General features: G+C 72.1%; 14 protein-coding genes and 1 pseudogene. 10 read left to right on the forward strand and 5 right to left on the reverse strand.

The window, feature by feature from the left end:
• Window positions 1-150: 150 nt before the first annotated feature.
• A pseudogene (locus OYE22_RS28245) lies at window positions 151-2,496 on the forward strand (phage holin family protein); the annotation flags it as partial.
• A 76-nt stretch (window positions 2,497-2,572) separates the two neighbouring features.
• Window positions 2,573-4,012 carry an amino acid permease gene (locus OYE22_RS28250; RefSeq protein WP_277323022.1) on the forward strand — a complete coding sequence of 480 codons (1,440 nt, stop codon included), beginning with the start codon at window positions 2,573-2,575 and terminating at the stop codon, window positions 4,010-4,012.
• 43 nt (window positions 4,013-4,055) lie between these two features.
• On the opposite strand, the gene OYE22_RS28255 is transcribed toward OYE22_RS28250, so the two are convergent.
• Window positions 4,056-4,877, reverse strand: a complete 822-nt coding sequence (locus OYE22_RS28255; protein WP_277323023.1) for a class I SAM-dependent methyltransferase — start codon at window positions 4,875-4,877, stop codon at window positions 4,056-4,058.
• Window positions 4,878-5,068: 191 nt separating this feature from the next.
• Between OYE22_RS28255 and OYE22_RS28260 the strand changes: the two genes are divergently transcribed.
• Window positions 5,069-5,668 (forward strand): TetR/AcrR family transcriptional regulator, encoded by a 600-nt coding sequence (locus tag OYE22_RS28260; protein ID WP_277324365.1) that lies wholly within the window; start codon window positions 5,069-5,071, stop codon window positions 5,666-5,668.
• Window positions 5,669-5,731: 63 nt separating this feature from the next.
• Here the strand turns inward: OYE22_RS28260 and OYE22_RS28265 are convergent, their stop codons facing one another.
• The gene (locus OYE22_RS28265) at window positions 5,732-6,493 is read right to left on the reverse strand and encodes a glucose 1-dehydrogenase (RefSeq protein WP_277323024.1); all 762 of its coding nucleotides are present in this window, start codon (window positions 6,491-6,493) and stop codon (window positions 5,732-5,734) included.
• A 140-nt stretch (window positions 6,494-6,633) separates the two neighbouring features.
• Entirely contained in the window at window positions 6,634-7,245 is a 612-nt protein-coding gene (locus OYE22_RS28270; protein ID WP_277323025.1) for a TetR/AcrR family transcriptional regulator, read from the reverse strand.
• A 195-nt stretch (window positions 7,246-7,440) separates the two neighbouring features.
• Between OYE22_RS28270 and OYE22_RS28275 the strand changes: the two genes are divergently transcribed.
• The 7 genes from OYE22_RS28275 to OYE22_RS28305 all read left to right on the forward strand — a co-directional run bounded on the left by OYE22_RS28275 (window position 7,441) and on the right by OYE22_RS28305 (window position 15,023).
• Window positions 7,441-7,704, forward strand: coding sequence for a hypothetical protein (locus OYE22_RS28275; RefSeq protein ID WP_277323026.1), 264 nt, complete (start codon window positions 7,441-7,443; stop codon window positions 7,702-7,704).
• The gene (locus OYE22_RS28280; protein WP_277323027.1) at window positions 7,655-8,194 is read left to right on the forward strand and encodes a DUF6879 family protein; all 540 of its coding nucleotides are present in this window, start codon (window positions 7,655-7,657) and stop codon (window positions 8,192-8,194) included. Before OYE22_RS28275 ends, OYE22_RS28280 begins: the two co-directional genes overlap by 50 nt.
• A gap of 24 nt (window positions 8,195-8,218) precedes the next feature.
• Window positions 8,219-9,067: a helix-turn-helix transcriptional regulator gene (locus OYE22_RS28285; RefSeq protein ID WP_277323028.1), complete on the forward strand. Its 849-nt coding sequence runs from the start codon at window positions 8,219-8,221 to the stop codon at window positions 9,065-9,067.
• A 507-nt stretch (window positions 9,068-9,574) separates the two neighbouring features.
• Window positions 9,575-10,330, forward strand: coding sequence for a hypothetical protein (locus OYE22_RS28290; RefSeq protein WP_277323029.1), 756 nt, complete (start codon window positions 9,575-9,577; stop codon window positions 10,328-10,330).
• 169 nt (window positions 10,331-10,499) lie between these two features.
• Window positions 10,500-11,351 (forward strand): helix-turn-helix transcriptional regulator, encoded by an 852-nt coding sequence (locus OYE22_RS28295; protein ID WP_277323030.1) that lies wholly within the window; start codon window positions 10,500-10,502, stop codon window positions 11,349-11,351.
• Window positions 11,348-11,575 (forward strand): DUF397 domain-containing protein, encoded by a 228-nt coding sequence (locus tag OYE22_RS28300; protein ID WP_277323031.1) that lies wholly within the window; start codon window positions 11,348-11,350, stop codon window positions 11,573-11,575. The genes OYE22_RS28295 and OYE22_RS28300 overlap by 4 nt, the downstream gene beginning before the upstream one ends.
• A gap of 199 nt (window positions 11,576-11,774) precedes the next feature.
• A complete protein-coding gene (locus OYE22_RS28305; protein ID WP_277323032.1) occupies window positions 11,775-15,023 on the forward strand; it encodes a chondroitinase family polysaccharide lyase in 3,249 nt (1,082 codons plus the stop codon).
• A 55-nt stretch (window positions 15,024-15,078) separates the two neighbouring features.
• Here the strand turns inward: OYE22_RS28305 and OYE22_RS28310 are convergent, their stop codons facing one another.
• Together OYE22_RS28310 and OYE22_RS28315 are read right to left on the reverse strand one after the other, a co-directional pair.
• Entirely contained in the window at window positions 15,079-15,798 is a 720-nt protein-coding gene (locus OYE22_RS28310) for a response regulator transcription factor (protein WP_277323033.1), read from the reverse strand.
• Window positions 15,795-16,973: a sensor histidine kinase gene (locus OYE22_RS28315; protein WP_277323034.1), complete on the reverse strand. Its 1,179-nt coding sequence runs from the start codon at window positions 16,971-16,973 to the stop codon at window positions 15,795-15,797. Before OYE22_RS28315 ends, OYE22_RS28310 begins: the two co-directional genes overlap by 4 nt.
• Window positions 16,974-17,227 lie beyond the last annotated feature (254 nt).

Below are 17,227 nucleotides of genomic sequence, written 5' to 3' on the forward strand. Positions count from 1 at the left end.
GCGGCTCCGACATGACAGGCTGGGCGCCGAGCCCGGGCACCAGGCGGGCGGGAACACGAGGTGAGACGACGCGTGCAGTGGCCCCGATGGAAGACCGTGGGCGGCACCCTGCTGCGGGTGACGGTGGTGTGGGCGGTCAGCACGCTGACCATGCTCGCCCTCGCCGGCATCCTGCCCGACTTCCGGCTCCAGTCGGCCGACGGCGACAGCACCACCCGGATCGCCGTCACGGCCGCCTCCGGCGCGGGCGCCTTCGGCGTACTCAGCGCGCTGGTCTGGCCGGCACTGGTGCGCGCCCTGTTGCTGGTGCCCGCCTTCGTCCTCGGCCTCCTCGTCTTCTTCCTCAACGGCTCGCTGCTGCTGGTCGCCCTCAGCCTGATACCCGACGGGCGCGGCCAGGTGGAGCCGGAGACCGCCGTCGTCGTGGCCGCCGTCATGTCGGCCGCCTCCTCCGCGACGAGCACGGCCCTGGCCGTACGCGACGACGGCGCCTACCGCCGCCGGCTGGCCCGGCTCGCCTACCGCAGGCACCGCCGTGGCGGCCTGCCCGGCGCCCCGCCCTGGCGCGGCCGACCCGTCACCGGCCGCGCCCGGCCCGGAGCCCCGGCCACCGCCCCCGGCACGGTCTTCCTGCAACTCGACGGCGTCGGCCACGACCTGCTGCGGGCCGCCCTGCGCGAGCGCCCCGCGACCCGTGGCCGGACCAGACCCCGGCCGCCGCTCATGGAGACCCTCGCCGCCTGGGAGGGCACCACCCACACCCTCACCCGCTGGCGCACCGACTGGTCCAGCCAGACCGGCGCCAGCCAACTGGGCATCCTGCACGGCTCCACCGAGGACGTGCCCGCCTTCCGCTGGTACGAGAAGGACACCGGCGAGCTGATGATCAGCAACCGCCCCACCAGCGCCGCCGAACTCCAGCGCCGCGCCGCCGCCCGCGCCGGCCACCCGGGCCTGCTCGCCAAGGACGGCGCCAGCCGGGGCAACCTGTTCACCGGCGGCGCCGACCAACTCGCCCTCGTCCTGTCGGTCGCCGGCCGACGCGGCAAGCACAACCGCTCCCGGGCCGGCTACTTCGCCTACTTCTCCGACCCCGCCAACGCCACCCGCACCGCGGGCTCCTTCATCGCCGAGGTCTGCCGCGAGATCGGCCAGTCCACCCGCGCCAAGCTGCGCCGCGAACGGCCCCGGGTGCGCCGCGGCGGGCTCTACCCCTTCATCCGCGCCTTCGCCACCGTCGTCGAACGCGACGTCGTCGTGGCCGCCGTCATCGGCGACATGCTCGCCGGACGCGGCGCCGTCTACGCCGACCTGGTCGCCTACGACGAGGTCGCCCACCACTCGGGCCCGTACAGCCGCGACACCCACCAGGTGCTGCGCCGCCTCGACCGCAGCATCAAGCTGATCGCCAAGGCCGCCCGGCACGCGCCCCGCGACTACCGCTTCGTGCTCCTGTCCGACCACGGCCAGACCCCCGGCGAGACCTTCGCGGCGCAGTACGGGCTCACCCTGGAGGACCTGGTACGGGCCGGCTGCGGGCTGCCGGTCTCGCGCCGCGCCGAGCGCACCCGCAGCGGAGCGGAGGCCCGCGCGGCGGCCCGCGTCGCGCTGCACCGGCCCGAGAAGGCGCACGAACACGAGCAGGCGCCCGCCGGCGCACCGCCCGCGGGCCCCGACACGACCGCCACCACCCCCGGGCCGCGCCCCCGCGCCCCCGGCCCCGATGACAGGTCCACCCGCCGCCGGACCCCTCGCCACACTCCCCGCCACCGACCCCGCCGAGCCACCCTCCACCCCCGCCGAGTCGCAGCGCCGGCGGGGCCGGTCCGGACCGCTCGTGCTCGGCTCGGGCAACCTGGGCCTGATCTCCTTCCCGGACGTGCCGCATCGGATGACCCGCGAGGAGATCGACCGCCGCCACCCCGCCCTGCTGCACGCCCTGGCCGAGCACCCCGGCATCGGGTTCCTCCTCGTACGGTCGGCCGCGCACGGCCCGGTGGTGCTCGGCGCGCACGGCGGCGAACACCACCTCGCCACCGGGCACGTCGTCGGCGCCAGCCCGCTGGCCCCGTTCGGCCCCGGCGCCGCGGCGGCCGTGCTGCGCACCGACGGCTTCCCGCACGTCGCCGACATCATGGTCAACTCCGCCTACGACCCGCGCACCGGCGAGGTGCACGCCTTCGAGGACCAGATCGGCTCGCACGGCGGCCTCGGCGGCGACCAGTCCCACGCCTTCCTGCTGTGGCCGAGCGAACTGTCCCCGCCCACCGCCGACGGCACGGAACTGGTCGGGGCCGAACGTGTCCACCAGGTCCTGCGCCGCTGGCTCGCGGAGGCGGAGCGGCTCGCCGACGCGGACCGGCTCCCGGCAGCGGAACAGCTCGCGGAGCCGGTGGACGAATCCTCGGTCGCACCCCGTGTGACCGGCGCTTTTTCCACGACGGAGCCCGTCGTACAGGACAAATCGCGCTGATTTTGCGAGCCGCTCCCGGTCCCTGACCATATTGCGCGGTCCGTCCCGTCCGACACCTTCGGGCGATGTGCGCGACCCGCACCGAGAGGCTCACCCCCCATGCACGACCGCCACTCCCGCCGCTTCGGCCTGCCCACCGCGACCGCCCTGGTCATGGGCAACATCATCGGCGGCGGCATCTTCCTGCTGCCCGCCCTCGTCGCCCCGTACGGCACCGTCAGCCTGGTCGCGTTCGTGGTGCTGACCGCTGGCGCGCTCGCGCTGGCCCTGGTCTTCGGGAAGCTGGCCCAGCGCGACCCGCGCACCGGCGGCCCCTACGTGTACGCGCGGGCGGCCTTCGGCGACTTCGCCGGCTTCCTGGCCGCCTGGAGCTACTGGATCACCACCTGGGTCAGCAACGCGGCCCTGGCGGTGGCGGCCGTCGGCTACCTCGACGTGCTGGTCCCGGTGCACGGCGCGACCTGGCGGACCGTGCTGGCCGCGCTGGTCATCCTCTGGCTGCCCGCGCTCGCGAACCTGGCCGGCACCCGGTACGTCGGCGCGGTGCAACTCGTCTCGACGGTGCTGAAGTTCGCGCCGCTGCTGCTGGTCGCGATCGGCGGCCTCGTCTTCTTCGACCCGGACAACCTCGGCCCGTTCCAGGCCGGCGACCAGGGCCTGACCGGCAGCGTCTCGGCCGCGGCGGCGATCCTGCTGTTCAGCTACCTCGGCGTGGAGTCGGCCGCGATGAGCGCCGGCGAGGTACGCGACCCGCGCCGCAACGTCGGCCGCGCCACCGTCCTCGGCACGCTCGGCGCCGCACTGGTCTACCTCCTCGGCACGCTCGCGGTCTTCGGCACCGTCACCCACGCGGACCTGGTGGACTCCACGGCGCCGTTCTCGGACTCCGTGAACGCCATGTTCGGCGGCGACTGGGGCGGCGTCGTCATCGCCTGCGCCGCGCTCGTCTCCATGACCGGCGCGCTCAACGGCTGGACCCTGATGAGCGCCCAGGCACCGTACGCGGCGGCGCGCGACGGCCTGTTCCCCGCGGCGTTCCTGCGCAGGCGGCGCGGCGTGCCGACCACCGGCGTACTCGTCGGGACCGTACTGGCCTCCCTACTCACCGTCGCCGCCTACACGCTGGGCACCGGCGGCGCCTTCGAGATGCTGGTCCTGGTCACCACCTTCACCGCCACCGTCCCCTACCTCCTGGCGACCGCCGCCCAGCTCTACTTCCTCCTCTCCGGCCAGCGCGACCGCGTCCGCCCCGCCCGCCTGACCCGCGACGCGGCCCTGGCCCTGACCGCCTTCGGCTTCTCCCTGTGGCTGGTCGCCGGCGCCGGCTACGCGGCGGTCTACCAGGGCGTGCTGTTCCTGTTCGCGGGCGTCCTGGTGTACGTGTGGCTGGCGGCCCGGCGTACGCGGACGGGCTCGCCCGCCGGCACGGAGCCCGCGAGCGCGGCGCCCCTCGCCGAGCCACCGGGCCAGGCACCGGCCGGCCAGGCGCCGGCCGATCAGGTACCGGCCGGGGTGGGCGCGGGCGGCGGCAGGACGTGACCCGCGCGCGGGCCGGCCGCCGGTACGCCGCGCGCGCCGGGGCTCAGGGCGCGCCGGTGCGGACGGCGCTGGTCGCCAGGGTGGTGTAGCGCATCGTGAAGTGACCCCCGAGCGCGTCGACGGCCTCGCCCACCGCGCCCAGGACCTCGGTCAGTTGGTCGGCGGAGAGCCGGGTGAGCCCGCCGGTGGTGGGAAGCAGCTCCAGCCACTGCGCGCGGGTGTAGGTCCGCTCCCAGTCGAAGCGCCACTGCTCGGGCTCGGTGAACCGCCCCGTCCCACGGATCGTGTCGGCGATCCGCGCGTACCCCGCCCGGTACGACTCCAGCGCCCGCCGCGCCGGCTGCTGTCCGAACGGGGAGTCGGGCGCCACCCGCCGGTAGGCGGCCGCGAACGCCTCGGCCACCTCGGCGGGCGGCTCGAAGACGTGCCCGAAGATCGCCAGGCGCCCCCTCGGGCGCAGCACGTCGGCCGCCTTAACGGCGCCGGCGACCGGGTCCACCCAGTGCCACGCCTGGGCGGCGACCACCGCGTCGAACGCCCGCCCCGCCGGCTCCCAGGACTCGAAGGTCGCCACCTCCACCGGCAGGCCGCGAGCCCGCGCGAACTCGGCCATCCGCGCGTCCGGCTCGACCCCGAGCACGGTGCCGCCGGCGGCCTGGAACTGCCGGGCCGCGATCCCCGTGCCGCACCCGACATCCAGCACCTCGGGCCCCGGGCTCCCGGCGACGATCCGCGCCACCAGGTCATCGGGGTACGCGGGCCGGGCCCGGTCGTAACGCTCGGCCTGCGCACCGAACGACTCGGCCACCTGTCGCGCCTGGTGCGGGCGCGCTGGCTCTGACTGCTCTCGCGGTAAAGTGGGCATGCGGTCACTCTAGTGGGCAAGCGCCCACGCGTGCCAAGGGTGCGTACGTGACCAGGGCCTATACGGGGCATACGCCCGCGCATGGCAAGGTGCCCACACGGGGCGCGGGCCCACACGGGGTGGGTGCCACGTGCGGCCAGTGCCCGCACGCCGACGGGTGCCAGGAGACTGGCGTGGGAGAGGACCGGTACGTGCCGACCGGAGTGCACCTTCGCGATGCGCGACAGCAGTTGTTCGACGCCGCCGAACGCGTGCTGCTACGCGCCGGCCCCACCGGGCTGACCAGCCGGGCCGTCACGGACGAGGCGGGCTGCGCCAAGGGCGTCCTGCACCGACACTTCACCGACTTCGACGGCTTCCTCGCCGAGCTGGTGCTCGACCGGGCCGCGCGGCTTGAGGCGCGGGCGCACGCGCTGCGCGAGGCCGCCGGCACCGGCACGGTGGCCGACAACCTCACCGCCGCGCTGACCACCCTGTTCGAGCCCGTCCCGGTGGCGATCATCCCGCTCATCACCTTCCGCGACGAGCTGCGCGCCCGCCTCCGGCAGGCCAGGCCCGGAGGCGGCATCGCGATCCTCGCGGAGGTCACGACGGCGGTCTCCGCCTACCTGGCCGACGAGCGCGCCAGGGGCCGCGTCGCGCCCGACGCCGACCTCGACTCCCTCACCCTCTCCCTGGTCGGCGGCGGCCACCTCCTCTTCGCCGACCGCGACCCGGGCCCACCGGCCGAGGCCACCGTGCGCCGGCTCGTGGTGTCGGTGCTGGCGGGGCACGTCAGGGGGGACGGGTAGCCGTACCGCCCTTGCCCGCACGGCGCCCGCCCGTCGGTGAGCCTCCGCAAGGAGTCCCTTCGCTCAGGCCGTCGAGCCGCCGTCCACGACCAGGTCGGCGCCGACCGTGGAGGCGGCGTCGTCCGAGGCGAGGTAGAGCACCGCGGCGGCGATCTCCTCGGTACGGGCCACCCGGCCGTTGGGTACCTGCTGCCGCATCCGCTCGGCCTTCGCCTCCGGGCTCTCGCCCGGCAGCGTGGACATCGAGGTGTCCGTGGAGCCCGGGCTCACCGCGTTGACACGTACGCCGTCGGCGATGTGGTCGAGGGCGGCGTTGCGGGTCAGCGCGCTGACGGCGGCCTTGCTCGCGACGTACGCGGCCATGTTGCGGCGGCGCGAGTGGGCGCCGAGCCGGGAGGCGATGTTGACGATGGCGCCGCCACCGTGCGCGCGCATGTGCTGGATCTCGTGCTTGAGCGACAGCCAGACGCCGGTCACGTTGACGTCCACGACGCGTCGCCAGTCCTCCTCGCTCACGTCGGCGACCGGGGTCGCGGGCAGGATGAGCCCCGCGTTGTTGACGGCGACGTGCAGCCCGTCGAACCGCTCCACCGTCTCCCGCACCAGCCGCTCCACGTCCGGCCCGCGCGTGACGTCGGCCGTGATCGCGGCGGCCACCCCGCCCGCCCGCTCGATCAGGTCGACGGTCTCCTTGAGCGACTCGGCCGTACGGCCGGCGACCACGACCCGCGCTCCCTCGGCGGCGAGCGCGACGGCGACGGCCCGGCCGATGCCGGTGCCGCCGCCCGTGACGAGGGCGGTCTTGCCGGTGAAGCGTGCGGCCATGAGGTGACTCCTTCACGTAAGGGGGACGGAACCCGGCGGGTCCGCCAGATAAACCAGATCGATCGGTCTTGAATGAGGGCGTGCGAGGCTCAGGGTGTGAAGCGGGGGCCCGGTGGGAGGCGGTGGGGCGTTGCGGCGGGCTACGGCTGGTCGGCGGTCGCGGGCTCGGCCGGGTCGAGCAGGGCCAGCGCCTGCGTCGCGGCGTCCGCGAGGCGGCCCGGCTGGTCGGTGGACCTGCCGATGACCCGCAGGCCCTGGAGGAGGACGAGCAGCATGCGGGCCAGCGCTCGCGGATCGCGCCCCGCCGGCAGTTCGCCCTGCGCCCTGGCCCGGATGAGCGCCGAGGTGAGCGCGGTCTCGATGGAGTCCCAACTCGCCCCGACCCGCCGGGCCATGGCGGCGTCATGCGGGGCCAGCTCGATCGCGGTGTTGGTGACGAAGCAGCCCCGCCGCTCGTGGTCGGCCGCGGCCTCGTCGGCGAACCGGCGCACCACGGCCCGCACGGCGGGCAGCGCCGGCCCCGGCTGGGACAGCTCCATCACGATGTCGGGCCCGTGCTGCTCGCTGTAGCGCTCCAGAGCCTTGGCGTACAGCTCGCGCTTGCTGCCGAACGTCGCGTAGATGCTGGCCCGCGCGATGCCGAGGTGCGACACGAGGTCCGCCATCGACGTCGCCTCGTACCCGCGCCGCCAGAACAGTTCGAGCGCTGCCTGGAGCGCGGCGTCCGGATCGAATTCCTTGGTCCTGGCCACGGGGGCGAGACTAGCTGTATCGAGAACGTTCGGTCAATAAACCTGGGATGGCGTAAGGCTGCTTGCCGGGGCATGGCTTGTGCATGTTCTTGGCCGGATCGGGCCGGGCGGGAGTGATGGGAAGCTTGACGGCGGTAGCTCGCTGAGGCGATGTTCGTGCAACAGGTCGCAACTGACGGCGCGGGAGAGGTAGCTATGTCTCTACTGTTCTTCGGCAAGGACCCCGACACGGACGAAGACCACTGCCCCTCCGTCTGGGCGGACACGGAGGAGGCGGAGCTCATCTTTCAGGGTTGGAAGGGCGACGATGCCACCAAGGCGAAGTGTCGTGAGTTCGGACCCATTCCGGACACCGAGGAAGTGATTCGTATCCCGGCGCGCATGATTGCGCAGATCAGGAAGGCGTGCGATGCGGCAGAGCGGGCAGCGGCAGAGCGAGAAGCAGCCCAGCTTCGCTGAGATCCTCGGTAACACCGAACGCACTGCGAACCACCTGGAGACGAGGGACACCTACTTCGACAACGCGCGCTTCCGGGCATGGCGCCAGGGGGAGCGTGTGAATTGGGACGATCGCGGCTCGTGGTGGCGTCCGTTTCACGATCACATCGCAGAGGCCGTGCGGCGTGGAGTGGTCATTCGTCGGGTTCGTGTGGTCAGTGAGCCTGTCTCCGAGTACATCCGATGGGAGCACTACGTCACGCGCGCCAACATCGAGTCGGGGGAGCAGGTCCGCTGGCTCCCTCGCCGCTTGGCATCGGATCTCTTGCTTCCGGGGAACGACTACTGGCTGTTCGATGATCGCCTCGCCCGCATTCACCACTTCGCCGGGGACGGTTCGCTGGTAAAGGACGAGATGAGCGACAGAGGTGATCTCCTGAAGGTTCTGTCCGCGGCCTTCGTGGCCGTGTGGGATCGAGCCATTCCCCATGAGGAGTACGAGGTCAAGTAGCGAACACAGGTACCAGGCCAGCCCATGTCGACATCGCCGTTGTCCAGCGCGGAGGCCGCCCGGCAGTCCGTTGCCAAGCGGCTCCGGAATCTACGCAAGGACGCCGGGCTGACTACGCAAGGGCTGGCCGACCTGTGCGGGTGGAACAAGTCGAAGACCTCACGCATCGAGAACGTCCGCACAACGCCGTCAGACGCCGATATCCGTGCCTGGTGTATGGCCTGCAACGCTCGGGAGTTGGCGGCCGACCTCGTGGCGGCCTCGCGTGACGCGGAGTCCATGTACGTGCAGTGGCGGGGGCAGCAACGCACGGGTATGCGCAGGCTCGTGGACGTGAGCCGCCCCCTCTACCAGAGCACGTCTCTGTTTCGGATCTACTGCTCCAACGTGATGCCCGGGCTGCTTCAGGCCGAGAGCTATGCTCAACAACTCCTTTCGGATATCGCGGACTTCCGGCAAGTGCCGAACGACTCCGCCGCTGCGGCAGCAGCTCGTTTCGACAGGGCACAGATCATCCGTGACGGCTTGCATCGCGTCGTGCTCCTCGTCGAGGAGTCCGTGCTCCGGCGTCGTGACGCCGACGATGCCGCGATGGCAGGCCAGCTCGGCTATCTGCTCACGGCCATGTCGTACCCGGCGGTCTCGCTCGGGATCATCCCCCAGTCGGCACGGCGGACGATGTGGGGCGTCGAGCAGTTCTCGATATTCGACGACAAGCGAGTGCACGTTGAACTGATGGCAGGGAAGGTCACGCTGACCAGCCCCGGGGATGTGGACGTGTATCTGCGGGCGTTCGAGCAGATGCGTCAGATGGCTGTGTACGGCCCGGAGGCCAGGTTGCTGATCAACGCTGCGATTGACTCACTCGGGTAGTTCGCCTGCAACAACGTGCAACAGGTTGGACCTGGCCTGTCCGCGCTTCCTACCTTCAAAACACAGCGCACAGAGGGATGTTGAAGGTAGCGAGGCGACACCGCAGTGCTCAGCGAAGACAACACCGGAATCCGCTGCCGGCGTGCCAGCGTGAGGTCGCGGACCCGCTTCCGGCAGCCGGGCCCTCCTGTGCACTCTCCTGCGCGATCCCGCGTCCAAGGGTTCCCGCCTCGGCCGGTGCAGGGCCGAGGCGGGTGCAGGTGCACCACCGCCGAGGGAGGCGCCCTTGGCGGCGCTTGAGGAGGCGAAAGCCCGTGAATCTCAAGGCAGCACTGCTCCGTAAGGCTACCCCGACAGGTGGCGAAGACGACCCCGATAACACCGACATTGAGGACGGTGACGGCCAGGGCGGTAGTGGATCCCCCGGGCACTGACCGCTGCATTTCCTGTGTGCCCCCGGTTTCGGCCGGGGGCCTGTCAGTGCCCAGAAAAGAGGTTCGCGGCCAGATGCATCTGCTCGTTGTCGACTGGGACTTCTTCTATTCGACGCCTGCGGCCGGAGGCCCGCTCGGGGACCATCCTGAATTGTTCTCCTGGCCGGTGGCTGAGGACCCGGTACACGTCGAGGCGATCTGGCTCAAGCGCCTCCGGGCCTTCGTGGCTGCGGGGGTAAAGCTCCCCCGGTGCGAGGGCTACGAGGACTTCTGGGGACGATTCGATATCAACGTTGGCGCCAAGGTCTTCTATGCTGATTCGAACGCCTGGGCGTCGCAGATCTTCCCGTCGGACCTCGGAGGTTCGGGGCCCTGGGAGAGCGTCCACCTGTACGACGCTCATCACGACTGTGGATACAAGCGAAACGATCGAAGCTTCGCCGCCTGGAAGAGGGGAGTCCTCTCGGGTGAGAAGGGGATCAGCGCCGAGAACTGGATGCTCGCGCACTACTGGAACGGCTCGCACGTGTTCGTCCACTTTCCCTCGTGGCGTGAATCCCTGGCGCGGCCGGTCGAGGAGCCGTTGATCCCGGTGAGCATGCGTATCGACAACGGGTCCGTGCCTCGGGTGGCCTTCGACGCGGTTTTCCTCTGCCGCTCCGGCGCCTGGGTGCCGAGCTGGTGTGACGACCAGTTCGCGGAGTTTTTGCACTCGTGCCCTGCGTGCCCGGTTGAGGTCGTCGGGAACGTGTGGAAGCAGCCCAGGGACGATGTGCGGAAGATGCAGCGACTCTGGGAAAAACTCTTGTCCGTTTCCTCGGGCGACTAAATGCGCATGTCGCGTTGCCCTTTCGCACTCTGTCACTCGATCGGGCTAAACCCGGTGCTGGCCTGGATTTTATCGGTACGGTGGCCAGTATTGCCGGTGAGGGGTGTGCTGCCTACGCGTTGTCTGTGACCAACAGGCAACAGGGGACACGGAATTGGGGTCTTCGCTGATGGAGCTGAACAACGAGGACGAGGCCGGGCTCGCGCCTCGGGTCCTGCTGGGGCGGAGGTTGCGCCGCCTGCGCGAGCGGGCGGGGGTGTCGCTGCGTAGCCTGGCCGACGCGGTGCATTACCCGCACTCGTACATCAGCAGGGTGGAGCGCGGAAAGCAACTGCCATCCCAAACGCTCGCTGAGGCATTGGACGCGTTCTTCGGTACGGACGGGGTGATGGTGGAATCGCTAGCCACGGCCCGTAGGACAACGATCCCCAGGTACGGCCGTGTCATCGTGAACAACGAGCTGGCGGCGACTCGCATTCAGGTTTTCGGCGGCAGCGTTATCCCGGGACTTCTGCAAACCGAAGGTTACGCGCGTGCCCTCTTCCGCGCCTCTCTGCTCGACGCGTCCGATGAGCAGGTCGAAGGCCATGTGGCGACGCGCCTCAAGCGCAAGGCGGTGTTGGAGGAGTCCAGCCAACTCCGCTATGAGGCCGTTGTCGATGAGGTCGTGCTGGAGCGGAAGGTGGGCGGGGCCGCCTGCATGGCCGACCAGTTACGAGCCTTGCTGCACGTCGCCGAGATGCCGCGCGTAACGGTCCAGGTGCTGCCGTTCGAACGTGGGGGGCATCCGCTGCTGGGCGGCAGTCTGAGCCTGCTGACCTTCGCCAACGGAGCCATGGACGGCTACGTCGAGAGCTTCTTCTCCGGGAAGCGGGCGAGGACCGCGCGTGACATGCGGAAGCTGACACAGATGTACTCCGCCGTCCACGACGCGGCGCTATCCACTGCCGAGTCGCGAACGGTGATCAAAGGGTATTTGCTGAAATGTTCCCGGGGCGCGCGCCTACCTGAAAGAGTATGAGCATGAACATGATTCCTGACGCGTCCGCCGTGTCGTGCTGGCGGAAGTCCAGTTACAGCAACGGTGAGCCCGGCGGCGAATGCATCGAGGTCGCCGACGGCCACCCCGGTGCCGTCCCGGTGCGTGACTCGAAGGACCCACACGGTCCGGCACTCGTCTTCGCAGCGCCAGCCTGGTCAGCGTTCGTCTCCGCCGTCAAGGCCGGGGAGTTCGCCGGCGGTTGATGCCCCGGCGTCACACTCTCTCGGCAGCCGCACCTCAGAGGCCCCCGTCTGGCTGACGGGGGCTTCGTCGTGCCCCCGCCCGGGGCCCCTCCGCCCCCGCCCGCCACGCACCCTGTGCCCGCCCGCCCCCCTCGCCCGCACAATCGAAGCGCGGGGGCACAGCAGGGCAGCACCGGCCGGCGACGGAAGGAAAACCCCAGTGGAGCGTGGGCCTGAGGTCGAACCCAGCAGAGTCACCCGGCGCAGGCTGCTCGCCTACGGCGTCGCCGCCACCGGCGCGGCCGCGGCGCAGGCCGCGCCCCTGCTCCCGTTCGCCCCGGCGAGCCCCGCGGCGGCGCACGCACCAGGGGCAGCGGCCGCCGATCCCGCCGGCCGGGCGGCCACCGTCGCGCGGGCAGCCACCCTGGAGGAACGGGCGCTGGCCCTCACCCCGCCCGCGTTCCTGCTGGAGACCGCCGTGCCCGAGGCGATCACCGCCGGGCCGGGCGGCGCGCTGGCCATCGACGCCACGCACGGTTCCGTCTGCGGACGGCACGCGCTCCGCTGGGACCACGGGCCGCGCACCCACCTCACCGTCAGCGCCGCCCTGGCCTGGGCCCCCGACCCGTACCGCACCAACCCGCTCGCCGACCAGGCGTGGCAGGGGACCGTGGACACCTTCGCGGTGTGGGTCCACAACGAGCGGGCCACCGACGACGCGGTGCGCTTCGAGTTCGGGCGCGGGGAGCGGGTGGACTGCTGGTTCGACTTCCGGTTGGACTTCACCGGGTGGCGTACCGCCTGGGTGCGGTACGCGTACGACATGCACGGCCGGCCGCGCACCGACATGGACACCTGCCGGATCACCGCCCCGCGCCGCGCCGGCACGCTCTGGCTCGACCAGCTCCTGCTCAACGTCGCGCTGCGGCCCGACGCGCCCTGCCGCGACGCGCAGGTGGACCACGTCGGCATCGAGGGGGACAACTGGGACCAGCAGCACTGGCAGGCGCTCTACCTCTTCGACCGACTGCTGACCCGCCAACCCGTCCCGGCCCCCACCCCCACGCCGGCCGAGCACGCGGGACTGCGCACCGTCGTCCGCCGCTACCACGACGACTACCTGGCCGGCGGGCCACCCGTCACCGACGCGTACGTCGAGCAACTTGTCAGCAAGACAGAAGAGTTGACGCGGGACCGGGCCGTCTTCTCCTTCCAGACGCAGATCTACCCGCCCGAGATCGCCGCCGACCTGACCGCCTTCGTCGGGGCCGCCGACCTGAAGGAGGTGACCGGGTTACTCCGTACCATCGCCCAGGCGTACGACGCGGCGGGCCCCGGCACGCCGCGGGCTGACACACTCGGCGACCTGTACCTGACCATCGTGCGGCGACTCCGCGCGTTGGGTTGGACGTACGGGAGTTGCCAGGGGACCATCCACCACCTCGGCTTCGCCATGGTGGGTTACTACGACTCGGTCGTCCTGATGCGCGAGGTGCTGCGCGAGGCGGGGTTGCTGGCGGCCGTGCGGGCCGACCTGACGTGGCTGGTCGGGTTCGGGCGGCTGCGGCGGGGCTTCGACTTCCGTAACGGGCACGGCTCCACGGTGGACATCCTCAACACCAACGTACGGGGCATGTTCGCCGTCGCCCTCCTCCAGGACGGGGAGGCCCGTCAGGTGGGCCATCTGCGCGTACTCAGTGACTGGTTGAGCCGCTACCTGCTGCCCACCGACGGCATCCAGGACGGGCTCAAGGTCGACGGCACCACCTTCCACCACGTCGGCTGCTACCCCGACTACGCGCGCGACGGGTTCTCGGGTGTCGCGCCCATCGTCTACCTGCTCAGCCGAGGCCCGTTCCGCGTCACCACGCGGGCCCACGCCGCCCTGCGGCGCGCCGCCCTGACGCTGCGGATCATGGCCAACGCCCTGCACTGGCCGATCCCGCTGAGCGGTCGCAAGCCCGAGGGCACCACCGGCCTGTCCGTCACCCCGTACCAGTGGCTGGCCATCGCCGGCACCCCGGACGGGCGGGCGGCCATCGACGCCGAGGTCGGCGCGGCCTTCCTGCGGCTGCTGCCGGCGCGGCCCACCGACGCCCAGCGCGAGGTCGCGGAGCGACTGCGGGCCGCCGGGGTGCGCGCGGAGGACCCGCCGGCGGGAGCCTGGGCGTACAACTACGCGGCGCTGGCCATCCAGCGGCGCGACGCCTGGCAGGTCGTGGTGCGCGGACACAACCGCTACCTGTGGTCGACCGAGGTGTACGAGGGCGCCAACTGGTACGGCCGCTACAACACCTACGGCCACATCCACGTCCTGCACCGGGGCGACCCCGTCACCAACCGCGACAGCGGCTTCCGGCAGGAGGGTTACGACTGGAACCGCCGCCCCGGCACCACCACCCTGCACAAGCCGTGGGACGCGCTGAAGGCCGACCTGACCGGCACCATCGAGGAGATGCTGCTCAGCGAGGAGGCGTTCGCGGGCGGCCACACGATCGACGGGCACAACGGCATGTTCGCCATGCGGCTGCGCGAGCACCCCAAGCACGACGAGAGCCACCACGCCCGTATCTCCGTCTTCCTCTTCGACAACCGGGTCATCGCCCTCGGCACCGGCATCGGCAACGACGACCGCCATCACGAGACCGAGACCACCCTCTTCCAGACCCACCTGGCCCGCACCGGCGACCCCACCCACCTCGGCGACGCCGAGCCGATCACCGCCTTCCCCTACCACCACCCCGACGGCGTCCTCGCCGCCGACACCTGGCTCCTGGACGACAAGGGCCTCGGCTACTACGTGCCGGCCGGGCAGCGCCTCGCGCTGACCCGCTCCACCCAGCACTCACGCCGCCACGGCAACGGGGCCCCCACCAGCGGCGACTTCGCCACCGCCTGGCTCCGGCACGGCCACGCCCCGCGCGCCGCGCGCTACTCCTACGCCATGGTCGTCGGGGCGACGCCGGCCACCATGGCCGCCTTCACCCGCCAGATGGCCGACCCGGCGACGGCCCCGTACACCGTGCACCGCGCCGACGACGCCGCGCACACCGTCACCGACCGCGCCACCGGCCTCACCGGCTACGCCGCGTTCCAACCCACCGACGGGTTGGACGCGGGCGGCGGCCCCGTGCGCGGCGTGGACACACCCGCGCTGCTGCTGTGCCGCCCGGACGGGGACGGCGCGCTCGCGCTGTCGGTGTGCGACCCCGACCTGCGGCTGTACGAGGGCCGGGACGCCGACCAGTACGAGGGTGAGCGCTACGTCGGCCATTGGAGCCCCTTCTCCCGCCCGTGGCTCACCCACCCGAGCCGGCCCCACACCCTGCGGGTGCGGCTACGCGGCCGGTGGCGCCTCGCGCCGGGGACGGGGGAGGGGTGCCGGGCGACGGCGGCGGCGGACGACACCGTGCTGAGCGTGCGCACCGCGCACGGGCGGCCGGTGCAGGTGTGGTTGGCGCGCGCCTGAGCCGGGGCCGCCGAGACCGGGCCGACACTGAATCCCCGCCGCCGCCCGCCAGGGCCTACCCGCCACCCACCTCCACCAGCCCGCTCTCGTACGCGGCGATCACCGCCTGGGCGCGGTCGCGGACGTTCAGCTTGCCGAAGACGCTGGTGATGTGGTTCTTCACGGTCGAGACGCTGATGTCGAGGGTCGTCGCCAACTCGGTGTTGTCCAGGCCCAGTGCCATCAGGCGCCACACCTCGAGCTCGCGCGGCGTGAGGTCGCCCGTCGTCGCGGTCGGGGGCTGGGGGCGGTGCGGGGCCCGGACGTAGGTGGAGATCAGGCGGGAGAGCAGCCGGGGCGCGACCGCCGCCTCGCCGGCGTGCACCACCCGTACCGCGGTGACCAGCTCCTCCGGCGAGATGTCCTTGGGCAGGAACCCGTACGCGCCGGCGCGCAGCGCGGCCACCACGTACTCGTCCATGTCGAAGGTGCTCAGCGCCAGCACCCGGCACGCCGGGAGGTCCCGCGTGAGCCGCTCGGTGGCGGCCACCCCGTCCAGTACCGGCATGCGGATGTCCATGACGACGACGTCGGGTCGCAGTTGGTGGGCCAGGGCCACCGCCTCGGCGCCGTCGCCCGCCTCGCCCACCACCTCGAAGGCCGGGTCGGGGGTGAGGATCAGCGCGAGGCCGCGCCGTACCAGCGGTTGGTCGTCGGCGATCAGCACCCTGATCGCCGGCCCGGCCGCGTCAGCGCCCACCGTGTCCCTCTCGTTCACCGCGTCCCTCGCGTTCATCGCCCTACCCCCTCGTCCGCCGTCAGCGGCAGCCGGGCCCAGACCCGGAACCCGCCCTCGTCGCGGGGGCCGGTCTCCAGCGTTCCGCCGTGCAGCACCACCCGCTCCCGCATCCCGACCAGGCCGTAGCCGGAGCCCGACACGTCGCCCGTGTCCGCGCCCTCACCGTCGTCCGTCACCTCGACCGCGACCGCGTCCCGGTCGTACGTCAACCGCACGGTCGCCCGCGCCTGGCCCGCGTACTTCCGCGCGTTCGTCAGCGCCTCCTGCACGATGCGGAAGACGGTCAGACCCACGCTCGGCGGCAGCGGGCGCTCGTCGCCGCGCGTGTCGAGCACGGCCGGCAGCCCGGCCCGGCACGAGTCGTCCACGATGCGCCCGAGGTCGCCCACGCCCGGCTGCGGGGACGTCGGCTCCTCCTCCACCTCGTCGCCGGCCCGCAGCACGTCCAGGAGCTGTCGCATCTCGCGCAGCGCCATCCGCCCCGAGCCCTCCAGGGTGACCAGGGCCTCCCGGGCCACCTCCGGGTTCCGGCCGAGGTTGGCCCGGGCGCCGCCGGCCATGAGCTGCATGGTGGTGATGTGGTGGGCGACGATGTCGTGCAGTTCGCGGGCGATGCGCCGGCGCTCGTCGGCCACCGCCCGGTCGGTGAGCATCTGCCGCTTGACGGCCTGTTCACGGTGCCAGTGGTTCACCACGGCCGCGCTGATCACCACCAGCACCCCGGACGCCGCGTTGGCCAGCGTGTCCACCAGCGTCGGGAGCGGCCAGTTCTGCCGCGTCACCAACGTCAGCGCCACCGTGACGGGCGCGGCGACCGCCGTCACGGCCGGGCGCTGCGAGCGCGCCACGGTGAAGAGCGCGACCGCGGTCGTGGCGTTGAAGTGCTGCGGGACCGACACGGACAGGTTCAGGGCCAGGCCGAACAGCAGCATGGCCGCCAGCGTGAGCAGCGGCGCGCGGCGCCGCACGAGCAGCGGGACCGCGGAGGCCACCATCAGCAGGCAGCCGGCCACCGGGACGTACCCCTGCTCGCTCTGGATGACGATGGTGAAGCCGACGAGGTCGAGCACCCCGGCCGCGACGGCGACCAGCGCGTCGTTGCGCGTCCAGGGCAGGCCCTCGCGACCCGGTGGTGCCGCTGGGGCACCCGAGCCGCGGCGTGGTGTCGACATGTCGTTCTTCCCTCCGAAGGGCCCTGCCGACCGCTTTCGGTACGCCACGGCTGTGCTGTGGGCTCCATTTTCGCACCGGGCCCGGGTCCGCCGGCCGGCCGCCGAGCTGACCCCGTCCTGGGACCAGGGTCCTGGACGCCGGCGCCGGTCGGCCCGCGCTCCCAGGCCGTTTCTCGTTCCCCGCTCGGACGATGTGGCCGCCGACCGCTGATGAGCTGGATACGGCCGGGAGAACTCGGCGCTCCACCCACCAT

It is taken from the genome of Streptomyces sp. 71268 (genome assembly GCF_029392895.1).
Classification (GTDB): Bacteria; Actinomycetota; Actinomycetes; order Streptomycetales; family Streptomycetaceae; genus Streptomyces.